We start from the raw sequence: 21,709 nt of genomic DNA, 5'->3' as shown, positions 1-21,709 counted from the left end.
GCCCTCAGGGTTGCGTAAATATATGCTGCCAGAGTGTCGGCCGCCCGTAAATCTTCCGGTCCGACCGTGACTGAGGGCGAAGGAGTTCGGTGGTGGTGCGTGAGCGAGTCGGTGCCAGCGGCTGCTGGTCAGCGGGCGCGCGCGTACCGGTCGGGTACGCCGATGACGGCGAAGCCGCTGATCAGCTCGCGGACGGCCGCCTGGCCGCGGCCGGCGTCAAGGTCGGCCAGGGTGGCCGCGTCCACGGTGGTGGCGGGCAGGTGGTAGTCGAGCATCGCGTGGTTCTCGAAGGCGTACCAGCAGGAGGGGAACTGGAAGAGCAACTGCTCGCCGGTGCCTGTCGGGGTGCGGTGGTAGACCGGGTTGACGGTGAGCGTGCCCGCGGCGTGCGGCCAGTGCCCGTCCGGGCGGGGGCGGGGTGCGGTGACGGGCCGGGGCGTGGCCAGGATGGTGATCCACTTCCGGGTGTCGGCCTGGTCCAGCGGACGGGGTGCGGTGTTGGCGAGGTAGGCGCTGATCAGCTCCTGGTCGTCGAAGACCTGGTGGTGCAGGTCGCCGAGCAGGTCGGTGTAGCCGGTGGGGCTCAGCTCGCGGCCTTCGTTGGGCTGGACCAGGGCGTTGCCGGTTCGTGTGATCAGCAGTGGCCCGTCGGGGGTGGTGCGGCGCAGCTCGCCGACGAGGTGCTGCTTGCCGGGCAGCAGGTGGAAGGCGTCGGCGCACAGGGCGGCGGAGAACGCGCCCTCGGCGAAGGGCAGCGGGTCGGCGGCGTCGGCGCAGACGAACTGGGCCTTGGGGGCGAGGAAGTGGCGGGCGACCCAGAGCTGGAAGTAGTTGCGGTCGGTGCCGAGGACCTCGTGGCCGCGGTGGCCGATGGCGTGGGTGAGGTGGCCGAAGCCGCAGGCCAGGTCGAGCACGGGGCGCGGGTCGTGCTGGGGCAGCGTGCCCAGCAGGGCGAGCGCGGCGAGCGTGCGGGGCTGGGCGAAGCGGTGGAAGAAGTAGGTGTACTGCTCGCGGTCGATGCCGCGGGAGCGCAGGTAGAACAGTTGCATCCAGTCCTGGGCGGTCTGGCTGGCCGTGTCCTCGGTGAGCAGGCGGCGCACGGTGCGCCTGCGGTGCCAGCGGGCCAGGGGCAGGGCGGGGCCGGTGGTCAGCGCGGTGCGCAGGACGGGGATGCGGGGCAGTGGCCAGGGCAGTTCGGGGTCGAAGGCGAGCAGCCTGACCAGTGCCCGGTGGCCGCGGCCGGCGCGCACGTCGGCGAGCAGGGTGGCCACGGTGGGGCCGGTGACCTCGACGGTGTCGGTGGTGTGGTCCTGGACGGGGACCTGGCCGTGCCTGATGACCGGGATGCCGTCGATGACGGGGTAGCTGTGGGTGCCGCAGTCCAGGGTGCCGAACGGTCTGCCGGGCAGGGCGGGGCAGGGCACGGGAGTGTGGTGCAGCGGGGTTCGGCAGTGCGGGCAGCGCAGGCTGTGGTGCGGTGTCGTGCTCACAGGGTGTTGATCGACTCGGCCCGGCGGCGTGTTGAGTGCCGGTTCGGGCACGTTCGGGTGATGTCAGTTCCAGGAGGAGGACTGTGACCGTGTCGCGTGCGGGAGGTTCGGCCATCGGCTTGCACCGGGTGCTGGAGCCGGAGGGGGTGTTGCCGCAGCAGGCCCTGCGGTTGGACGCCTCGCCGGTGCCGTGGCCGGACGAGGTCGTGGTGGACGTGGAGCGGTTGAACCTGGACGCGGCCTCCTACCGGCAGTTGCGTGAGCGGCACGGGGATGGCGCGGCGGTGCGGGCCGCGGTGCTGGAGATCGTGGCGGCGCGGGGCAAGATGCAGAACCCGGTGACCGGGTCGGGCGGCATGCTGCTGGGCACGGTGCGCGAGGTGGGGCCCGACTCGCCGTTGGGGCTGAAGGTGGGGGACCGGGTGGCGACCCTGGTGTCGCTGACGCTGACCCCGTTGGTGATCACTGACGGTCTGTCCGATTGGGACGGTCTGGGTGAGCAGGTGCCGTGCAAGGGCACCGCTGTCCTGTTCGGACGGTCGATCGCGGCGGTGCTGCCCGAGGACCTGCCCGAGGAGTTGTCCCTGTCGGTGCTGGACGTGTGCGGTGCCCCGGCGTTGACCGACCGGGTCGTGCGGGCCAAGTCCGCGCGGTCGGTGTGCGTGATCGGGGGTGGCGGCAAGTCGGGGTCGCTGTCGTTGGCGGCGGCGCGTGCGGCCGGTGCGAGCCGGGTCGTGGCGCTGGTGCCCACGCGGGGTGAGGCGGAGGCGGTGCGGGCGGCGGGGCTGGCCGACGAGGTCGTCATCGCCGACGCGCGCAACCCGCTGGCGGTGGCCCAGGCGGTGGGTGAGCCCGTCGAGGTGACCGTGGTGTGCGTGGACGTGGCGGGCTGCGAGCACGGGGCGGTGCTGGCCACGGCCGCGGGCGGCACGGTGGTGTTCTTCTCGATGGCGACCTCGTTCTCCGCGGCGGCCCTGGGCGCGGAGGGCCTGGCGGCGGACGTGGAGATGCTGATCGGCAACGGCTACGTGCCCGGGCACGCGGAGTTCGCGCTGGGGCTGCTGCGGACCACGCCGGGGGTGCGTGCGCTGTTCGAGGCGCGGGAGAGGCAGACTGCGAAACCGTGAGTGCTGCTTCGAGGACGACTCTGTTGCTGGGTGGCCGGATCTACTCCCCGGCCTCCCCCGAGGCCACGGCGATGGCCGTGACCGACGGCGTGGTGGTGTGGGTCGGCCAGGACACACCGGGCACCGCGTTGTACGGGGAGGGCGCCGAGGTGGTGCACCTGGACGGCGCGTTCGTGGCCCCGGCCTTCGTGGACGCCCACGTGCACGCCACGTCCACCGGGTTGTTGCTGACCGGTGTGGACCTGACCGGGTGCCGGTCGGTGGCGCAGGTGCTGGCGGCGGTGCGCGAGGCGCCGGGGGCCACGGTGTGGGGGCACGGCTGGGACGAGACGCGGTGGGCGGAGGGCCGTGCGCCGACCCGGTCCGAATTGGACGAAGCGGCCGGGGGCCGTCCGGTGTACCTGTCGCGGATCGACGTGCACTCGGCGCTGGTGTCCACCGCGTTGCTGGCGGCGGCTCCGGGGGCCCGTTCGGCGGCGGGCTTCTCCGAGGACGGGCCGCTGTCGCGGGAGGCCCACCACCACGTGCGGCGGGCGGCCAAGGAGTCGATCGGTGCCGCGCAGCGGGCCGCGGCGCAGGAGGGGTTCCTGCGGCACGCGGCCTCGCGGGGGATCGCCAGCGTGCACGAGTGCGCGGGGCCGGACATCTCCGGGCTGGCGGACCTGGCGGAGTTGCTGGGCCGCACCGGTGGGCCGAAGGTGGTCGGCTACTGGGGTGAGCTGGGTGCGTTGGAGGCCGCGCGGTCGGTTGGTGCGCGGGGGCTTGCCGGGGACTTGTTCGTGGACGGCGCGCTGGGCTCGCGGACCGCCGCGCTGTGTGCGCCCTACGCGGACGAGCCGGGGACCAGCGGGGCGCTGTACCTGGACGCGGCGGCGATCGCCGAGCACGTGGTGGCGTGCACGCGGGCCGAGGTGCAGGCGGGTTTCCACGTGATCGGTGACGCGGCGGTGGCCGAGGTGGTCGCGGGCTTCGAGTTGGCGGAGAAGGTGGTGGGCGGGCCCGCGCTGGCGGGGTGCCGGCACCGGCTGGAGCACCTGGAGATGGTCAGCGCGGAGCAGGCGGCGAAGCTGGCGGCCTGGGGCGTGGCGGCCTCGGTGCAGCCGCTGTTCGACGCGGAGTGGGGCGGGGAGTCGGGCATGTACGCGCAGCGGCTGGGCGTCGCGCGCGGTACGGGGCTCAACCCGTTCTCGCGGCTGGCGGCTTCCGGTGTGGTGCTGGCGCTGGGTTCGGACGCACCGGTGACCACTGTGGACCCGTGGGCCGCGGTGCGGGCGGCGGTGCACCACCGCACGGACGGGTCCGGGGTGTCGCCGCGGGCGGCGTTCACCGCGCACACCCGGGGTGGCTGGCGGGCGGCCGGGGTGGACGACGGGCTGACCGGCACGCTGGTGCCGGGTGCGCCCGCGACCTACGCGGTGTGGCGTGCGGAGGAGTTGGTGGTGGGGGCGGCGGACTCGCGGGTGCAGCGGTGGTCGACCGACCCGCGTTCGCGGGTGCCCGCGCTGCCGGTGCTCGAGGCGGGCGCGGCGCTGCCGACCTGCCTGCGCACGGTGTTGGGTGGACAGATCATCTTCGATCGGGAGGGGGCACTGGATGGCCCTGCTTGACCTGGATGGCGAGGTCGTCGGGCGGGCGCGGGCGCTGGCGGCGCGCGCTGCCGAGCCGGTGATCACGTTGGCGCGGGCGCACACCACGGTGGCCGTGGAGCGGGCGACGCTGCGGCTGGCGGGCATCACCGGTGCCGACACGACGCACCGGGCCGGTGACGTGCCGTGGGTGAACCGGGTGGTGGACACCATCCGTGAGCACTGCGGGCTGGAGCACGGGGCGGTGCTGCCGGCGTTCCACGCGCTGCGCGAGCACGACCTGGGTTCGTTGACCGAGCTGGCCGAGGCGACCGCGGCCGGGCAGGTGCGGTTCACCGTGCCCACCGGCAAGCAGGCCGAGCGGGCGGGCAGGGCGGCGCGGACCGCGGTGGCCAAGGGGCTGCGCACGGTGGACCGCAACCGGGCCCAGCGCGACAAGCTGGTGGCCAGGCTGGGCGATCCGGCGCGGCGGCCGTGGATCTACCTGATCGTGGCCACCGGGGACATCGACGAGGACGTGGTGCAGGCCTGCAACGCGGCGCGTGCCGGTGCCGACGTGATCGCGGTGATCCGCTCGACCGGGCAGTCCCTGCTGGACTACGTGCCGGAGGGGGCCACCCACCACGGGTTCGCGGGGACCTACGCCACGCAGGAGAACTTCCGCATCATGCGGGCGGCGCTGGACGAGGTGTCCAAGGAGGTCGGTCGCTACGTGCGGCTGACCAACTACGCCTCGGGCCTGTGCATGCCGGAGATCGCGGTGCTGGCCGGGCTGGAGCGGCTGGACATGATGCTCAACGACTCCATGTACGGCATCCTGTTCCGCGACATCAACCCGATCCGGACCTTCGTGGACCAGCGGTTCTCCCGCCAGGTGCACGCCCGTGCCGGGATCATCATCAACACCGGTGAGGACAACTACCTGACCACCGCCGACGCGGTGGAGGCGGCGCACACCGTGACGGTCTCGCAGCTGCTCAACGAGCGGTTCGCGCACGAGGCCGGGTTGCCCGACGAGCTGCTGGGCCTGGGGCACGCGTTCGAGATCAACCCGGACCTGGCCGACTCGTTCCGGATGGAGCTGGCGCACGCGCTGCTGGCCCGTGAGCTGTTCCCGGACGCCCCGCTGAAGTGGATGCCGCCCACCAAGCACATGACCGGGGACGTGTTCAAGGGCTACCTGCTGGACGGGTTCTTCAACCTGGTTGGCGCGCTGACCGGTCAGGGCATCCTGCTGGTGGGCATGATGACCGAGGCCGTGGTGACCCCGTTCCTGTCCGACCGGGACCTGGCGCTGGCCAACGTGCGCTACGTGCTCAACGCCGCGGGCAACCTGCACGAGGACTTCCGGCCCGCGCCGGACGGGTTCATCGTCAAGCGGGCCCACCAGGTGCTGGGTGAGGCCGTGGACCTGCTGGAGCGGATCTGCCGGGACGGGCTGCTCACCGCGATCGCCGAGGGCACGTTCGGGCTGATGAAGCGCCCGCCGGACGCGGGCAAGGGCGCCGACGGAGTGGTGGAGAAGGCGGACGGGTACGTGAACCCGGCCAGCGAGCTGCTGGAGGCAGGGCAGTGAGTCAGGACAAGCGGTATGTGCGGCCCTACGGGGACACCACCGGTGACGGCATGGTGCAGATGTCGTTCACGCTGCCGGTGCCGCACGGCCCGCGCGCGGAGGGCGCCGCGCAGCAGCTGGCCAACAAGATGGGCATGGACCCGGCGATGGTCGTGCACTCGCACGCCATCGGCGCGGACTTCACCTTCGTGGTGGTCTACGGCTCGGTGCAGCACCTGGTGGACCTGGAGCAGGTGCGGGTGGTGGAGCGGGAGTACCCGCTGCTGTCCCCGTACGAGGTGAACTCGGAACTGAAGGAGTCGTTGGGGCGCAAGCTGGTCGTGGTGGGCGCGTGCATCGGCACCGACGCGCACACCGTGGGCATCGACGCGATCCTCAACATCAAGGGCTTCGCCGGGGAGAAGGGCCTGGAGTACTACCGCGAGCTCAAGGTGATCAACATGGGCGCGCAGGTCTCGGTGCCCGAGCTGGTCAAGCGGGCCCGCACGGAGAAGGCCGACGCGGTGCTGGTGTCCCAGGTGGTCACCCAGCGCGACGCGCACATCCTCAACACCCAGGAGATGTCGGCTGCCTTCCGTGAGGCCATGGGGGACCGGCGTCCCACCCTGGTCGCCGGCGGGCCCCGGTTCGATCCGCTGATGGCCGGGGACCTGGGGGTGGACCGGGTCTTCGGGCGCGGCACCACTCCCGGTGAGGTCGCCAGCTTCCTCGTGCACACCGTCAAGAAAGGCGTCGCCGCGTGAGTTCCGCCCTGTACGAGGGTTTTTCCGTCACCCACCGCCGGTACGTGCCGCACGCGCACGCCCACTACGGGGGCAGCCTCGTCGACGGCGCCTACGGGCTGGGCCTGTTCGGTGACGTGGCCACCGAGCTGTGCGTGCGCACCGACGGGGACGAGGGCCTGTTCGCGGGCTACACCGCCGTGGACTTCCTGGCGCCCATCCGGGCCGGTGACGTGGTCGAGGCCACCGCCACCCTGACCCGGGTCGGCACCCGCTCGCGGGGCATCACCTTCGAGGCCCGCGTCGTGTGCCGTGCCGCCCCCGAGCGCGGCCCGTCCGCCGCCGACGTGCTCGACCCGCCGCTGGTCGTCACCCGCGCCACCGGCACCGTCGTCGTCCCGGTCCCCGCACCGGAGTAGTCCCGCTCTACGGGGCCCGGGCTTTATGCCATGAAAGTGCCGTTGCTTGCGTCCAACGCAAGCAACGGCACTTTCATGGCGGCCCCGTAGGCTGAACGGGTGGTCGCCCCCGCCGTGACGCCGGAACACCCCGGTCCCGAACCAGTCCCGTCCACCCACCGGCGCCGCCCCTGGCCGGTGCTGGCGCGCGTGCTGGTGGCGGCTGCCGCCGGTGGCCTGTGGTACGTCAGCTACCCGCCGCGCACCGCGTGGTGGCTGGCGCCGGTGGCGTTCGCGCTGCTGGCTGCCGTGCTGCGGCACCGCAGGGCCCGCGCGGGCTTCGGTTACGGGCTGGTGTTCGGGCTGGCGTTCGTGCTGCCGCTGCTGTCCTGGTTGCAGGACTTCCTGGGCGCGGACTTCGGGCCGCTGCCCTGGGCGGGCCTGTCCCTGGTGGTGGCGCTCTACATGGCGGTCTCGGGTGCGGCCATGGCAGTGGTCAGCACGCTGCGCGGCGGCCCGGTGTGGATGGCGGCGCTGTTCATCGCCGGTGAGGTGCTGCGCACCCGCTGGCCGCTCAACGGGTTCCCCTGGGGCAAGGTCGGCTACGGCCAGCCCGAGGGCGCGTTCCTGCCACTGGCCGCGCTGGGCGGCACGGCGCTGCTGGGGCTCGCGGTGGTGCTGACCGGCACCGGTCTGGCGGAGCTGGTGGCCCGGCTGCGCGCACGGGCCGGGCGGCGGGCGCTGATCGCGCCGCTGGTGTTCACCCTCGCCCCGGTACTGGCCGGTCTGGCGGCGGCCCCACTGGTGACCACCGACGCGCAGAACGGCACGCGCACGGTGGTCATCGTGCAGGGCAACGCCCCCAACGACGGCATGAACCTGCTCTACGACACCCCGATCCTGCGCGCCAACCACCTGGCGGCCACCCGGACGCTGATCGCCGACATCAAGGCAGGCAAGATCGCCAAGCCCGACCTGGTGGTGTGGCCGGAGACCGTGGTCGACCTGCCGCCGGACTCCGCCCGCGACAGCGAGCTCGCCGACCTGGTGCACCAGCTGGGCGTGCCACTGCTGGTCGGGGCCAGGCACTACCTGAACCCCACCACGGTGCAGAACACCGTGCAGGTCTGGGACCCGGTGACCGGGCCGGGCCCCAGCTACGCCAAACAGGAGCTGGTGCCCTTCGCCGAGTACGTGCCGCTGCGCTCGATCTCGGCTGCGGTCACGCCGTTCGTGGCCGACACCCGCGACATGATCCCCGGCAGCGGTCCCGGCGCGCTGCCCACCGCGGGCACCGTGGTGGGGGCCGCGATCTGCTACGAGATCGCCTACGAGCAGGTCGTGTCCGAGACGGTGGCCGCTGGCGCCCAGCTGCTGCTGGTGCCCACCAACAACGCCTGGTATGGGCCGGGGGAGATGAGCTACCAGCAGCTGGCGATGTCCCGGGTCTCGGCGGTGGAATTCGGCCGAGCGGTGGCGGTGGCGGCCACCAGCGGGGTCAGTGCCGTGGTGGAGCCGGACGGCTCGGTCAGCCAGCAGACCAGCCTGTTCACCGCGCAGACCCTGGTGGCGCGAGTGCCGCTGCGGTCGACGGCTACGCTTGCCACCCGGCTGGGGGCGTGGCCCGAGTGGGTGGTTTCCGCCCTCGGGCTCGCGGCGTTGGTGCTGGCCACCGGCACCCGGATCGCGCGACGCCGTGCCCGCACGGGCAGGGCGTGACCAGCCGGTCACGAGAACACGACGAACAGGCGTCCGACACCCCTGAGAGGGTGCTCGGCGAGGAGGACTTGCATGGCGGACCAGCAGAGCAGCCGCGCGGAGCTCGGCAAGGTGCTGGTGGTGATCCCGACCTACAACGAGCGGGAGAACCTGGGACCCATCGTGAAGCGGCTGAACGAGGCGCTGCCCTCCGTGCACGCCCTGGTCGTGGACGACGGCAGCCCTGACGGCACCGGGCAGCTCGCCGACGAGATGGCCGCCGCCGACGAGCGGGTGCACGTGCTGCACCGCACGGAGAAGGCCGGGCTGGGCGCCGCCTACATCGCCGGGTTCGGCTGGGCGCTGGAGCACGGCTACGACGTGGTCGTGGAGATGGACGCCGACGGCTCGCACGCCCCCGAGGACCTGCCCCGGCTGCTGGACGCCCTCAGCGACGCCGACCTGGTGCTCGGTTCGCGCTACGTGCCCGGCGGCAAGGTGGTCAACTGGCCCAAGCGCCGCGAGGTGCTGTCCCGGGGCGGCAACATCTACTCCAAGCTCGCGCTGGGCGCCAAGGTCAACGACATCACCGGTGGCTTCCGCGCCTACCGGCACGAGGTGCTGGAGAAGATCCGCCTGGACAACGTGGCCTCACAGGGCTACTGCTTCCAGATCGACCTGGCCTGGCGCACCATCGAGGCCGGGTTCGAGGTCGTGGAGGTGCCGATCACCTTCGTGGAGCGCCAGGTCGGCGTGTCCAAGATGAGCGGCAACATCGTGCGCGAGGCGCTGTGGCGGGTCACCAAGTGGGGTGTGCGCCGCCGCCTGGAGCAGCTCGGCCTGCGCCGCAGGTAGCCGCCGAGGGGCGCGGGGACACGAAACGGCCGCCCGGCTGGGCCGGGCGGCCTTCGTGGTGGGTGCCGTGGGGCAGCCGCTCAGGCGGTGCGGGTGCGCCGCCCCCGCAACTCCTCCAGCCGCTCGGTGAGCAGCTCCTCCAGCTCCGGGATGCTGCGCCGCTCCAGCAGCATGTCCCAGTGCGTCCTCGGCGGCTTCGCCTTCTTCTGCTCGGGCTCGCTGCCGTCCATCATCTTCGACTCGGTGCCGTGCAGTCGACACTCCCAGACCGACGGGATCTCGGCGTCGTCGGAGAACGGCACCTCGAAGTCGTGGCCCTTGGGGCAGGCGTACCGCACCGACCGGCGCGGCGCGAGGTCGTGGTTGCGGTCAGTCTCGTAGCTGACCGCTCCGAGCCGGCTACCACGCAGAACGCGGTCGGCCATGACGGTGTCCTTTCGCTCGGCTCAGGGCGTGGGCCCCGGGGTTGCGCTTACCGAGTGCAACGACGGGACTGGTCCAATCGTTCCCCGGCGAGGGGTTTCGGTAGCCCTGGGTGACGTTATTCACCCGTCAACCAAGAGCTTCCATCTCAGAGATGCCATCGGTTCGCCAACGTGACGCGTTATCGCGCTACCGAGTGGCAATGTCACTCTAATGGAGCAGAGAGACCATCTGTGAACGGTGTGGATCCGGCAAAGTGATTGCGGAGCGAAACCGTCCGTAGATGCAACCCCATCTGTGAGTGACATTTCTTCCCGTATTGATGACGGAGCGTAGCATAGCGGGTGGTCGCCCGCCCGTGGGGACCGGGTTGCACGAATGCGGGCACCCTTGCCTGCCCGTCCGTGCCCAGCGCCACACCCCCGCCAGTAGCGTCCCTGCGTTCACAGCCGCCGACCACGGGGACCCGCCGATGCCGCGACCGCTGTCCAGACCCGTCCTGACCGCCCTGCTGCTCGCCCTGGTCGCCACAGTCCTGGGCGGCCCGGCCACCGCGCAGGCCGACACCCCGCCAGCGGTGTTCTCCGCCAACCAGGCCGTGGTGCCCAACGGGGGCGCCGTCACCATCACCGAGACCTGGACCAACACCCGCTCCAGCACGGTGACCTTCCTCTGGCTGGGCATTCACCCCGCGGCCCCGCACCACACCACCTGGACCCTGGTGTCCTGCTCGAACTGCGGCAGGTGGGGGGACAACGACGCCACGGCGGGCGGCTCCAGCTCGATCCCGCCCGGCGGCACCGTCACCATCGCCGCCACCTACCGCACCGGGGACACCGGCCAGGGCGTGGACGCCTTCGACGGCTACTCCTACTCCGAGTCCGCCGACGGCAACCTGTCGACCCTGGTGCCCGCCGCCGTGTCGGTCACCGTCGCCGCCTCGTGAACCGCAACGACCGGCTCGGCGCACTGGTCCTGGAGTTGCGGACCAGCGCACCCCGGCCACGCAGCGCGCGCTGGCTGGCCCAGCGCTTCGGGGTCAGCACCCGCACCGTGGAGCGCGACATCGCCGCGCTACAGCGCACCGGCACCCTGATCCACGCCGAGACCGGGCGCGCGGGCGGCTACGTGCTCGACCACGCCCGCTGCCTGCCCCCGCTGACCCTGACCCCCGGCGAGGCACTGGCCGTGGCCACCGCGCTCAAGGCACTGGCGGGCACCCCGCTGGCCGAGCACGCCGGGACCGCGCTGGACAAGGTGCTGGCGGTGCTGCCGCCACCGCGCTGAGTCAGACCGACCAGGTGAGCACGTCCTCATCCGAACGGAGCACAGCCCGCGCGTGCTGGTGACCGTCGCCGACCAGCCACGCGTGCGTGGTGAAGCTCTGCCCGGGCGCCACCGTCACCACGCAGCGCACCGTGCCGCCCAGCAGGCTCGTCAGCAGGTTGCAGCGACCGTCCGCCGACTGGATCACCGCACCCCGCGGCGGGGTGATCTCCAGCGTCATCACCCGTGCCTGCCCGCTCTGGTTGGTCGCCGTCACCGCCAGGCCCGCGACCGATCGAGAGCCGGTCAGCGACCAGTTCGGCCGTACCGGGGGCGGGGAGGTGGTGGTCGTCGTGGGCGGAGTGGTCACCGGCGCGCTGGCCGTCGTCGGCGGGACCACCGCGGCTGTGGTGGTCGGCGGCCCTGTGCTCGTGCTCGACGGCGCCGTCGAGCTCGGTGCCGGTGTGGTCGTGCTGGTGGCGGGCGCGCTCGTGGTGGCCTCCGCCGTGGGCCGCAGCGTGGTGGCCCGAGCCGTCTCGGCCGCCGCGGCCCGCTCCTCCGACATGCCCGTGACCAGCCCGAACGTCACCGCGACGGCCAGCGTCACCGAGGAGCCCGCCGCGCCCAGCCAGGACGGGCCCGCCGCGGGCTGGGGCGGCACCACCACCGCTGTGGTGGTCGGGGCGGGCGTGCCGCTCCACTGCCAGAACACCGTCCCCAGCAGCAGTGGGCCGATCCGCGCGGCCAGCGTGTAGTTCAGGTCCGACAGCTCCGCCGCCAGCTGGCGGCACCGCTCGCAGCCGTCCAGGTGCGACTCCACCTGCACGCTCTCCCGCCGCGACAGCCCGGTCCGCGCCCACGCACCCAGCCGGGCCACCGTCGCCCGGCACCGCTCCTCCGCCGCCGCCAGGTGCGCCTGGAGGTACGCCTGCCGCAGGCCCTCCCGCGCCCGGTAGGCCAGCGCGGCCACCCCGTTGGGCGTCAGCCCCAGCAGTTCCGCCACCTCGGTCGGCTTGCTGCCCTCCACCTCGGTGTGCCACAGCACCGTGCGCCACCGCTCCGGCAACTGCGCGTAGGCCTGCGCCACGATCGACCGCTCCGCCGCCACCAGCACCACGTCGTCGGGCTGGTAGCCCCCGTCGAACTCGGACATGTCCTCGTGCACGCTCACCCTGCGGCCACGCCGGAACTGCTCGTGCGAGACGTTGCGCAGGGTCACCAGCAGGTAGCTGCGGAACGCCTCGTTGGGCCCTCGCCCCGCCCGCAGCGCCGTGAGCACGCGCAGGAACGCCTCCGCGACCAGGTCGTCGGCCTCCACCGAGTTCGCGGTCAGGTGCAGGGCGAAGGCCCGCGCCGCCCCACTGTGCCGCTGGTAGAGCAGCTCGAAGTCACGGCTCGAGCCCGCGCGCACGGCCGCGATCAGCTCGGTGTCGCCGACGATGGGTACCGACTCCGGCACAGGCGCCTCCCAGCGGCTGGTGACAGTCGCAGTGAAGATGCACCTACCGAGCGGCGCTTACGCGAACCGAGTGAGACCCCCGTCACACCCCGCCGAGTCCCGTCCTGGGCAGCGCGAGTCCCGGTCTGGAGCACGTGAGTCCCGCCCTGGCGACAACGAGTCCCGTCTTCCGGCGCGTGTCGGCGCTACCGGTGCGGTGTGTCGGACGTTCCGGTGCGGTGTGTCGGCGGTCCTGTGTCGGCGTGTCCCGCGCTGGGGAGCGTGAGTCCCAGGCTGGGGAGCGCGAGTCCTGCGCTGGGTGCGCGTGTCGGTGCTTCACCCCCTGCGTGTCGGACGTTGCGGACGCGCGTGTCGGCGCTTTGCGGCGCGCGTGTTCGGCGTTCCGGGACGGTGTGTCGGCTGGGGGTAGCTGTGCCCGCTGCGCTCTTGGCGCCCCTCCGGGGCGCGGCGTCTTCGCTTGGGTCCGGTCTCTTCCCTTGTCCGAAGATGATCACTGGACAGATGTGATCATCTTCGGCCTGCGGTCCAGAGACCGGCGCGAAGACGCGGGACCGGCGCGAAGACGCGGGGCGCGGGGTGGGCGAAGCTGGGGGCGGGACTCGCGTGCTCCAGGACGGGACTCGCGGTGCCCAGAGCGGGACTCGGGGGTCAGGTGAGGCTGAGCTGGCCGCGGTGTACGGGGGAGGGGTCGAGCTCGCCGGTGCGGAAGTGCTTGCGGCACAGCACCTGGTAGCGGACCTCGGCGGCGTCGGTGTCGGCGACGAGCACGGTGTCGCCCTCGCGCAGTATCCGGTCGTCCTGCACGCGGGCGTTGAACCGGCCGGGCAGCCCGCACCAGCACAGCACCTCGACCTGCACCGGGTGCAGCTCGTCGGCCAGCTCGAACAGCCGCTGCGCCCCGGGGAACAGCATGCTGCGGAAGTCGGTGGCGATGCCGAAGCAGTACACGTCCAGCTGGGCGTCGTCGGCCAGCTCGGCGAGCTGCTCCACCTGCGGGGCGGACAGGAACTGCGCCTCGTCCACGATCAGGTAGTCCACCCGCAGCCCGGCGGCCCACCGCTCGCGCACCAGCTGGCGCACGTCGGTGAGCTCCTCCAGCTCGGTGGCGTGCCGGGTGATGCCGATCCGGCTGGAGATCTGCGGGCTGCCCGAGCGGTCGTGGCGCACCAGCACCAGCCCGTGCCGCCCCTGGCGGGCGTGGTTGTGGTCGATCTGCAGCGCCAGGGTGGACTTGCCGCAGTCCATCGGGCCGAAGTACCAGCGCAGCCTGCCGGTGGCCGGTGCGACGCGGCGGGGCACCGAGGACAAGGCGTCGTCGAAGGATCCTGGCGTGGTCACGGCGGCAGACCCTAACTGGTCCGGGCCGGTGATCGTTAACGGCGCAGGGTGGAGGGCGGGGTGTTGCCCGCCGCGACGATCGCCTTGCGGACGTTGACCGCGAGCAGCAGACCCAGCCCGACCACGAAGAACACGATCAGCGAGACGATGGCGTCGCGGTAGCTGCCGGTGTTCTGCAGGGTGAGGCCGAACACCAGCGGGCCCAGCGCGGAGGTGCCCGAGCTGGAGATCTCGTAGAGGCTGAAGTACTCCGCCTCCTTGCCGCTGGGGATCATGCTGGAGAACATCGACCGGCTCAGGGCCTGGCTGCCGCCCATGACGATCGACAGCACCAGGGCCAGCGCGTAGAACTGGACCGCGTTGCCCGCCTGCAGGAAGTAGGCCGAGACCACCAGGCCGATCCACACCACCAGGCTGGCCGCGACCACCCGCTTGGCGCCCCACAGGTCGGCCAGCCTGCCCAGCAGCAGGGCCCCGCCGAACGCGGTGAACTGCACGAGCAGGATCGCCGAGAGCAGGGTGGAGTCGCCCAGGCCCAGCTCGTGCTGCCCGTAGTCGGCGGACAGGGTGGTGACCGTGGAGATGCCGTCGTAGTAGACCAGGTAGGCGACGAGGAAGAGCAGGGTCAGCGGGAACCGGCGCAGGTGGCGCAGGGTGTCGCCGAGTTCGTGGAAGCCCTGGGTGAGCACCGAGCCGCCGTGCGCGGCGCGCTGGGACTCGCTGCGGGGCAGGTGGCGCAGGATGCGCAGCGGGACCAGGTTGAACAGCACCCACCACAGGCCCGCCGTGCACAGGGACAGGCGGGCCAGCAGCGCGGTGTCGGCGATGAAGAAGGACATCACGAAGTTCGCGGCCAGCAGTATGCCGCCACCGATGTAGCCGGCGGCCCAGCCCTGCGAGGACACCTTGTCCCGCTCCTCCGGGCCCGACAGCTGCGGCAGGATCGAGTTGTAGACCACCTTCGCGCAGCTGTAGCTGAGGTAGCCGACGATCAGCAGCAGCGCGCCGAGTTGCCAGTCGGTGGGCCCGATGAAGATCATCGCCGAGCAGGCCAGCGCCCCGGTGTAGCCGAAGCCCAGCAGCAGCTCCCGCTTGCGGCCGGTGCGGTCGGCGATCGCGCCCACCACCGGCATCAGCACCACCAGCAGGATGGAGCACAGCGAGATCGTGTAGGTGAACAGCGAGCCGGGCGCGATGGGGATGCCCAGCACGTGCAGCCTGCCGTCCGCGCCGACCGCGTTCTTGGCGGTGGCCGGGAGGTAGCGGCTGATGAACACGGTGATCACCGTGGCCTCGAAGGTGTGGCTTGCCCAGCCGTAGGCGAACCACCCGAACCGCAGTCGCCGCAGCGCCGGATCGGGAGTGGGCTTGACCGCCACGTCAGTCATCCGCGGGCCTCTCGTGATCGTCGGGTGTGCGGAGACTACTTGTGACCAAGATCAGCGCACAGCACCGGCCGCCAGCTGATGCCACAGCGAGTCCGAACGTTCACCAACCGGCTGGTTCGAGTTGTGGCCCTGTGATCGGCTGCTTACCGTCTGCCCATGCGCGCCGCGGTGTCCCTGCTGGTCGCCGCCGGGCTGCTGGTGGCGGCCCCCGTGGCGTGGGCCGATCCGAGCGTGGCCGACTGGGCGCGGCTGCGTATGTGCGAGTCCACCGACACCTACACGGTCGTCTCCGCGGACGGCCGCTACTTCGGCGCCTACCAGTTCGACCTGCCGACCTGGCGGAGCGTGGGCGGGGCCGGGCTACCCAGCCAGGCCGGTCAGTCCGAACAGGACTACCGCGCGCTGTACCTGTACCGGATGCGGGGCTGGCAGCCCTGGGAGTGCGCGGGCAAGCTGGGGCTGGCCCCCGACGCGGACGCGGGCAGCGGGCGGGCCCCCAGCCGGGCGGACTCCGCCTACATCGCGGTGCCGATCTGGCCGGGCCGGGTCTACCTGGAGGGGGACTGCGCCCCGGAGCTGGCGGTGTGGCAGCGGCGGGTGAACCAGTTCGGCTACCAGCTGGCCGCCGACGGCTGCTACGACTCGTGGACCTACCAGGCGGTCAAGGACGTGCAGGCCGCCAACGACATCCGCGTCACCGGACAGCTCGGCCGGCAGACCTGGAACGCGGTGTGGATCGGCAACCGGCCGGTCACCTGAGTGCGGCGGACGGGAGCGGTCACGACTCGGCGGCCCGGCGCGTCCACTGGGGACGGCGCCCGGGATGTGACCGCTCCCGTACCAGATCGTCCACTTCGGACGGTGCAACCCCCGTTCCACCGGGAGATTTAAACAAGCAGTAACGTTCGGCCCCTGGAATCGAGCAGGCCGTGGGGCCAAGGTGGTCAGTAGCACCAGCCCTTCGGCGCCAGGAGGCCACGACCATGGCGCAGCCAATCGCCGCGACCCGCCCCGTTTCCGTTGCCGCAGCCGCTCCGCGCACACGATCCCGTTGCGCGGTGGGCACCGATGGCTCGTATTGGGGTGATGCGGCCCTGGCGTGGGCTGCGCAGCACGCCTGCGCCATCGGCGCGGAACTGGACGTGCACCAAGCGGATCCGCGCTTCATGGACATCCCCGCCGACATCCCGGTGGACGCCGGGATCGGGGACACGTTGCGGTCCATGCCGCATCTTCCTGTCCGCATCTTGCGCAGTGGCCCCGATCCGATCAGCACCCTGGTGTCGGCCAGCGCGAGCGCGGACATGATCGTGCTGGGCTGCCGGGGCCACCACCACGGCACGCTCGGTCTCGGGCACAGCGTGATTCCCGTGGTGGCCAGGTCCCGCTGCGACACTGTTGTCGTGCGCGGGCTGCCCGCCACGCTGCGCGGGCGCAGCAGGTGGATCACCGCGGTCGTGCGCGGCAGCCGTGAGGACGCCTCGGTGGTGGAGCGGGCGGCGCGGCTGGCCACCGTGCTGCTGGGCAGGGTGCGCGTGGTGCAGGTCAGCCCGCCGACGGTGATCCAGGCCGAGGACCCGGCGAGCACGCTGGAGCGGGCCCGCGTGCAGCTGGCCGAGTCGGCGCCCAGGATGACCGTGGAGCTGCGGTCCATGGCGGGGCAACCGCTGGAGGCCGCGGCCGCGTGCGCCGACACCGACCTGCTGGTGCTGGGCGTCGGCTCGGCACTGCACGGGGACCGCACGCGGCTGGACCCGATGACCAAGGCGGCGCTGTACCACTCGCGCTGCCCGGTGTTGATCACCAGGAGCTGACTGACCTGTTCGGGCGGTGCCCCTGGCGATCATCGGGTCGGGGGAGCAGAGTGTTCGGCGGCGCCGAAATCCCGGATTCCCTGTTGCCGCCAGGAGGTTCCGCATGGCGAGAGTCAGCGCGTCCGCGACCGTCCGCGGCGAACGCCGCGGCACCGGCCTGGGTGGTGTGGTTGTCGGCACGGACGGCTCCCCCTGGGGATCGGCCGCGCTGGGCTGGGCCGCCAGGCACGCCTGGCTGACCGGCAGGGAACTCGTGGTGCACCAGTCCGGTGCCGAACCGTCCACATCGGACCGCCCGCTCACGCTGCACCCGCTGCCCGTGCGCGTGCGTGAGGCGGGACCGGACCCGCTGCGCACCCTGGTGCCCGCCAGCGAACACGCCGCGCTGGTCGTGCTGGGCTGCCGGGGTCAACAGCACCGCTCGTTCGGGCTGGGCCGCTGGGTGCTGGCCGTGGTGGCCGCCGCGCACTGCGACACCGTGGTGGTGCGCGGGCTGGACGAGGCAGTGCACGGCAGGTACGGCTCGGTCACCGCGCTGATCGGCGGCGTGCATACCGACCGGGGGGTGCTGGCTCGCGCCGCGGCGATGGCCGCCGCGTCCCGCAGCGTGCTGCGCGTGGTGCACGCCCAGCCGCCGGGTGCGGTGGACGGCCAGGACCCGCAGGACGTGCTGGACCGGGCACGGGACCTGCTCGCGCTGCACGAGCCCAGGATCTCCGTGGACCTGGTCGCGGTGCCGGGGCTGCCTTACGAGGCGGTGGCCGCGTGCGGGCGCACCGACCTGCTGGTGGTCGGCGCCGGTGCCGGCGGCCGGCTGGGCACGGTGACCAAGGAGGCGCTGCACCATGCCCTGTGCCCGGTGCTGGCGGTCCACGTGTAGACAGATCGGGTGACTGATCAACAACGTGTGGAGTTGAGCGACCCCGCGGGGCGGCCGGTGCTGAGCTACCTGCCGGGCACCATTGAGGGCGTACCCGCCGCGCGCGATGTGGTGGTGCTGGGTGAGGGTGCGGCCGAGGTGGTGCTGCGGGAGCTGCCCGGCCACGTGGTGATGGCCCCGGTCGAGCTGGGTACGCGCCTGGTGGAGCTGGGCGCGGGCCTGCGGCGGCACGGCCACGGTCTGCGCCGGGACCTGCGCGCCGACCCGCCGCCCGCGGACTGGGCCACCGTGCGGCCGCCCGACCCGCTGCGGGTGGTCCCGCTCGCGCACACCGCGGAGCAGTTGGCTCCCGCCTGGCACGCGGCCTACTCGCCGGGCCACGTCGACCACCACGCGGACGGCTCGCTGGAACCCATGCGGCGGCTGCTGGCCGGTCAGGTGCTGGGCCCGGTGCTGCCGTGCAGCGCGGTCATGGTCGAGGGCGAGGGCGAGTCGGTAGTGGCGTGCGTGATCGTCACCGAGGGGACCTCGGACCCGTGGATCACCGAGGTGTTCCGTGACCCCGCGCCCGCCTACGCCGGGCTGGGCGGGCTGCTGCTGCGCCGCGTGGTGGCCGAGGCACACGCCACCGGGCTGGCCGCCATCGGTCTGGCGGTCACCGAGGGCAACCCGGCGCGGGCCGTGTACGAGCGGCTCGGCTTCGTGCTGTTCGAGTCCACGGTGAGCGTGCGCGTGCCGTGACGTTGTCGACATACCAACCGGTCGGTACTATCGCGGCGTGCCGACTTCCCCCGAGCGCGTCGTGGACGCCGTCGTGTTCGACTTCGGCGGCGTGCTCACCACCCCGCTGAGCCAGTCCACCGGGCAGTGGCTGGCCGCCGACCAGGTCGACCCCGACCGGTTCGCGCAGGTCATGCGCCGCTGGCTGGGCCGTGAGGCCGAGCCGGGCAACCCGATCCACCTGCTGGAGACCGGGGAGCTGCCCGCCGAGCGGTTCGAGCAGCTGTTCGCCGCGGAACTGGTCACCACCAGTGGCGGGCCGGTGTCCGCGCCGGGCCTGCTGGGCAGGCTGTTCGCCGGGATGAGCCCCGACCCGGACATGGTCGACCTGCTGCGCGCTCTGCGCGCCGCCGGGCTGCGCGTGGCCCTGCTGTCCAACAGTTGGGGCAACGAGTACCCGCTGGAGCTGCTGCGGGAGCTGTGCGAGCTGCTGGTGATCAGCGAGCAGGTGGGGCTGCGCAAGCCCGACCCCCGGATCTACCGGCACCTGCTCACCCAGCTGGACCTGCCCGCGGACCGCTGCGTGTTCGTGGACGACTTCGTCGGCAACGTGCTGGGTGCCCAGGCCGTGGGCATGCGCGCGATCCGGCACCTGGACCCGGCCACCACCAAGGCCGAACTGGCTCAACTGATCGGGGTGGATCTGTGACGGAGTTGCCTGGCCTGGACCTGGACGCGCTGGCCGCGCACCTGGACACGACCCGGCCCGAGCTGGTCACCGGGCCGTTGAGCGCCGAACTGATCCCCGGCGGGCGGTCCAACCTGACCTACCGGCTCACCGACGGCACGCACCGCTGGGTGCTGCGCCGCCCGCCGCTGGGCCACGTGCTGGCCACCGCGCACGACATGTCCCGGGAGCACCGGGTGATCAGCGCGCTGGCGGGCACGGCCGTGCCGGTGCCGCACACCGAGCTGCTGTGCACCGACCCCGAGGTGATCGGCGCCCCGTTCTACCTGATGGAGCAGGTCGCGGGCACGCCGATGCGCTCACGGGCCGACACCGCCGGGCTGCGCCCCGAGCAGGCCGCCACGGTCGCCGAGCGGCTCATCGACGTGCTGGCCACCCTGCACGAGGTGGACCCGGACTCGGTGGGGCTGGGCGACTTCGGCCGTCCCGAGGGCTTCATGGCCCGGCAGGTCGCGCGCTGGCGCAAGCAGCTCGACGCCTCGCGCAGCCGTGAGCTGCCCGGCATCGACGAGCTGCACACCGCGCTGGGCGCCGCCGTGCCCACGGCGCAGCGCGCCACGATCGTGCACGGGGACTACCGGCTGGACAACACCCTGGTCACCACCGATCCGCTGGGCATCAGCGCGGTGCTGGACTGGGAGATGTCCACCCTCGGTGACCCGCTGTCGGACCTGGGCCTGTTCGTCGTCTACTGGCAGGGCCTCGGCGGGGCGGACGACCCGATCACCAACGGGGTCTCGGCCACCCCCGGCTTCCCCAGCACCGACGCGCTGGTCGCCCGCTACGCCGCCCGCACCGGCATCGAGGTCGGCAACCTCGGCTGGTACGTGGCCTTCGCCTACTTCAAGCTCGCCGTCGTGCTGGAGGGCATCCACTATCGGTTCACCCAGGGCGGCACCGTCGGCGCCGGTTTCGAGCGGATCGGCACCCTGGTCGCCCCCCTGGTCGCCGCGGGCAACGCCGCCCTGTCCGAAGTCAAGGAGGACTGATGGAGTTCGAGTACGACCAGCGCACCCAGGACCTGGTGGGCCGCCTCACCGAGTTCATGGACAGCCACGTCTACCCGGCCGAGGCGGCACACGACGAGTTCGTGCTGGCCAACCCGACCTCCTGGGACGCGCCCCCGGTCATCGAGGAGCTCAAGGCCGAGGCGCGCAGGCGCGGGCTGTGGAACCTGTTCCTGCCCGACGCTGAGCACGGTGCGGGGCTGACCAACCTCCAGTACGCCCCGCTCGCCGAGATCACCGGCCGCAGCCCCGCGCTGGCCCCCGAGGCGCTCAACTGTGCTGCGCCGGACACCGGCAACATGGAGGTGCTGGCCATGTTCGGCACCCCCACGCAGCAGGACCAGTGGCTCAAGCCGCTGCTGGAGGGCGAGATCCGCTCGGCGTTCTGCATGACCGAGCCCGAGGTCGCCTCCTCCGACGCCACCAACATCGCCACCCGCATCGAACGCGATGGCGACCACTACGTGATCAACGGCCGCAAGTGGTTCGCCTCCGGGGCGATGAGCCCGCGCGCCAAGATCTTCATCGTGATGGGGCAGACCGACCCCACCGCTGAGCGGCACCGCCGTCAGAGCCAGGTGCTGGTGCCCCGCGACACCCCCGGCGTCACCGTCAAGCGCGGCATGCACGTGTTCGGCTTCACCGACGGCGCGCACGGCGGCCACGCCGAGGTGATCTTCGACAACGTGCGCGTGCCGGTGTCCAACATCATCGCCGGGGAGGGCGAGGGCTTCGCGATCGCCCAGGCCCGGCTGGGCCCCGGCCGCATCCACCACTGCATGCGCCTGATCGGCATGGCCGAGCGCGCGCTGGAGCTGATGTGCCGCCGCACCCTGGACCGGGTGGCCTTCGGCAAGCCCATCGCCGAGCAGGGCGTGGTGCAGGACTGGATCGCCGAGTCCCGGGTCCGCATCGAGCAGGCCCGCCTGCTGGTGCTCAAGACCGCGTGGCTGATGGACACCGTGGGCAACCGCGGGGCGCACACCGAGATCCAGTCCATCAAGATCGGCACCCCGGTGATGGCCGAGTGGGTCATCGACAAGGCCATCCAGGCCCACGGCGGCGGCGGGGTCAGCCAGGACTTCCCGCTGACCCTGCTGTGGACCGCCGCGCGCATGCTGCGCATCGCCGACGGCCCCGACGAGGTGCACAAGATGTCGCTGGCCCGCCGCGAGCTCAAGCGCTACCGCTGAGCACTCCGCGGTGCCCCGGTC

At 72.4% G+C, this 21,709-nt stretch carries 21 protein-coding genes; 16 read left to right on the top strand and 5 right to left on the bottom strand.

Features of this window, described 5'->3' with window-relative positions:
• Positions 1-128 precede the first annotated feature (128 nt).
• Positions 129-1,490: a class I SAM-dependent methyltransferase gene (locus tag KALB_RS44085; RefSeq protein WP_025357844.1), complete on the bottom strand. Its 1,362-nt coding sequence runs from the start codon at positions 1,488-1,490 to the stop codon at positions 129-131.
• 83 nt (positions 1,491-1,573) lie between these two features.
• Here KALB_RS44085 and kdd point away from each other — a divergent pair, with 83 nt between their 5' ends.
• From kdd to KALB_RS21800, 7 genes are all read left to right on the top strand, one after another.
• Entirely contained in the window at positions 1,574-2,617 is a 1,044-nt protein-coding gene (gene kdd, locus KALB_RS21830) for an L-erythro-3,5-diaminohexanoate dehydrogenase (RefSeq protein ID WP_236649985.1), read from the top strand.
• Positions 2,614-4,224, top strand: coding sequence for an amidohydrolase (locus KALB_RS21825; protein WP_025357842.1), 1,611 nt, complete (start codon positions 2,614-2,616; stop codon positions 4,222-4,224). Before kdd ends, KALB_RS21825 begins: the two co-directional genes overlap by 4 nt.
• A complete protein-coding gene (gene kamD / locus KALB_RS21820; protein WP_025357841.1) occupies positions 4,211-5,779 on the top strand; it encodes a lysine 5,6-aminomutase subunit alpha in 1,569 nt (522 codons plus the stop codon). The genes KALB_RS21825 and kamD overlap by 14 nt, the downstream gene beginning before the upstream one ends.
• Positions 5,776-6,522, top strand: coding sequence for a lysine 5,6-aminomutase subunit beta (kamE, locus tag KALB_RS21815; protein WP_025357840.1), 747 nt, complete (start codon positions 5,776-5,778; stop codon positions 6,520-6,522). Before kamD ends, kamE begins: the two co-directional genes overlap by 4 nt.
• Entirely contained in the window at positions 6,519-6,920 is a 402-nt protein-coding gene (gene kal, locus KALB_RS21810; protein ID WP_025357839.1) for a 3-aminobutyryl-CoA ammonia lyase, read from the top strand. Before kamE ends, kal begins: the two co-directional genes overlap by 4 nt.
• A gap of 99 nt (positions 6,921-7,019) precedes the next feature.
• On the top strand, positions 7,020-8,618 hold the full coding sequence (lnt, locus tag KALB_RS21805; protein ID WP_025357838.1) for an apolipoprotein N-acyltransferase: 1,599 nt from the start codon (positions 7,020-7,022) through the stop codon (positions 8,616-8,618).
• Positions 8,619-8,690: 72 nt separating this feature from the next.
• Positions 8,691-9,452: a polyprenol monophosphomannose synthase gene (locus KALB_RS21800; protein ID WP_025357837.1), complete on the top strand. Its 762-nt coding sequence runs from the start codon at positions 8,691-8,693 to the stop codon at positions 9,450-9,452.
• Positions 9,453-9,532: 80 nt separating this feature from the next.
• Here the strand turns inward: KALB_RS21800 and KALB_RS21795 are convergent, their stop codons facing one another.
• On the bottom strand, positions 9,533-9,877 hold the full coding sequence (locus tag KALB_RS21795; protein ID WP_025357836.1) for an RNA polymerase-binding protein RbpA: 345 nt from the start codon (positions 9,875-9,877) through the stop codon (positions 9,533-9,535).
• A gap of 470 nt (positions 9,878-10,347) precedes the next feature.
• Here KALB_RS21795 and KALB_RS21790 point away from each other — a divergent pair, with 470 nt between their 5' ends.
• Complete coding sequence (locus KALB_RS21790) at positions 10,348-10,821, top strand: hypothetical protein (RefSeq protein ID WP_025357835.1); 474 nt, start codon at positions 10,348-10,350, stop codon at positions 10,819-10,821.
• Positions 10,818-11,162 (top strand): helix-turn-helix transcriptional regulator, encoded by a 345-nt coding sequence (locus KALB_RS21785; protein WP_025357834.1) that lies wholly within the window; start codon positions 10,818-10,820, stop codon positions 11,160-11,162. Before KALB_RS21790 ends, KALB_RS21785 begins: the two co-directional genes overlap by 4 nt.
• Before the next feature lies 1 nt (position 11,163).
• On the opposite strand, the gene KALB_RS49880 is transcribed toward KALB_RS21785, so the two are convergent.
• The 3 genes from KALB_RS49880 to KALB_RS21770 all read right to left on the bottom strand — a co-directional run bounded on the left by KALB_RS49880 (position 11,164) and on the right by KALB_RS21770 (position 15,326).
• The gene (locus tag KALB_RS49880) at positions 11,164-12,600 is read right to left on the bottom strand and encodes a sigma-70 family RNA polymerase sigma factor (RefSeq protein ID WP_052360477.1); all 1,437 of its coding nucleotides are present in this window, start codon (positions 12,598-12,600) and stop codon (positions 11,164-11,166) included.
• 648 nt (positions 12,601-13,248) lie between these two features.
• The gene (locus tag KALB_RS21775; protein ID WP_025357833.1) at positions 13,249-13,938 is read right to left on the bottom strand and encodes a thymidine kinase; all 690 of its coding nucleotides are present in this window, start codon (positions 13,936-13,938) and stop codon (positions 13,249-13,251) included.
• Between the two features lie 35 nt (positions 13,939-13,973).
• A complete protein-coding gene (locus KALB_RS21770) occupies positions 13,974-15,326 on the bottom strand; it encodes an MFS transporter (protein WP_030107895.1) in 1,353 nt (450 codons plus the stop codon).
• 156 nt (positions 15,327-15,482) lie between these two features.
• Here KALB_RS21770 and KALB_RS21765 point away from each other — a divergent pair, with 156 nt between their 5' ends.
• The 7 genes from KALB_RS21765 to KALB_RS21735 all read left to right on the top strand — a co-directional run bounded on the left by KALB_RS21765 (position 15,483) and on the right by KALB_RS21735 (position 21,688).
• Positions 15,483-16,085 (top strand): transglycosylase family protein, encoded by a 603-nt coding sequence (locus KALB_RS21765; RefSeq protein ID WP_025357831.1) that lies wholly within the window; start codon positions 15,483-15,485, stop codon positions 16,083-16,085.
• A gap of 299 nt (positions 16,086-16,384) precedes the next feature.
• Positions 16,385-17,140, top strand: a complete 756-nt coding sequence (locus tag KALB_RS46665; protein ID WP_025357830.1) for a universal stress protein — start codon at positions 16,385-16,387, stop codon at positions 17,138-17,140.
• A gap of 103 nt (positions 17,141-17,243) precedes the next feature.
• Positions 17,244-18,020 (top strand): universal stress protein, encoded by a 777-nt coding sequence (locus tag KALB_RS21755; RefSeq protein ID WP_025357829.1) that lies wholly within the window; start codon positions 17,244-17,246, stop codon positions 18,018-18,020.
• A 9-nt stretch (positions 18,021-18,029) separates the two neighbouring features.
• Positions 18,030-18,761, top strand: coding sequence for a GNAT family N-acetyltransferase (locus tag KALB_RS21750; protein WP_025357828.1), 732 nt, complete (start codon positions 18,030-18,032; stop codon positions 18,759-18,761).
• A gap of 37 nt (positions 18,762-18,798) precedes the next feature.
• On the top strand, positions 18,799-19,449 hold the full coding sequence (locus KALB_RS21745; protein ID WP_030107896.1) for an HAD family hydrolase: 651 nt from the start codon (positions 18,799-18,801) through the stop codon (positions 19,447-19,449).
• Positions 19,446-20,477 carry a phosphotransferase family protein gene (locus KALB_RS21740; RefSeq protein WP_025357826.1) on the top strand — a complete coding sequence of 344 codons (1,032 nt, stop codon included), beginning with the start codon at positions 19,446-19,448 and terminating at the stop codon, positions 20,475-20,477. Before KALB_RS21745 ends, KALB_RS21740 begins: the two co-directional genes overlap by 4 nt.
• On the top strand, positions 20,477-21,688 hold the full coding sequence (locus tag KALB_RS21735) for an acyl-CoA dehydrogenase family protein (RefSeq protein ID WP_025357825.1): 1,212 nt from the start codon (positions 20,477-20,479) through the stop codon (positions 21,686-21,688). Before KALB_RS21740 ends, KALB_RS21735 begins: the two co-directional genes overlap by 1 nt.
• Positions 21,689-21,709 lie beyond the last annotated feature (21 nt).

The sequence above is a fragment of the Kutzneria viridogrisea DSM 43870 genome, assembly GCF_000525635.1.
In the GTDB taxonomy this organism is placed as follows: Bacteria; Actinomycetota; Actinomycetes; order Mycobacteriales; family Pseudonocardiaceae; genus Kutzneria; species Kutzneria viridogrisea.
Note: the sequence above shows the minus strand (reverse complement) of the source record. Positions and strands in the feature narration are given on the sequence as shown.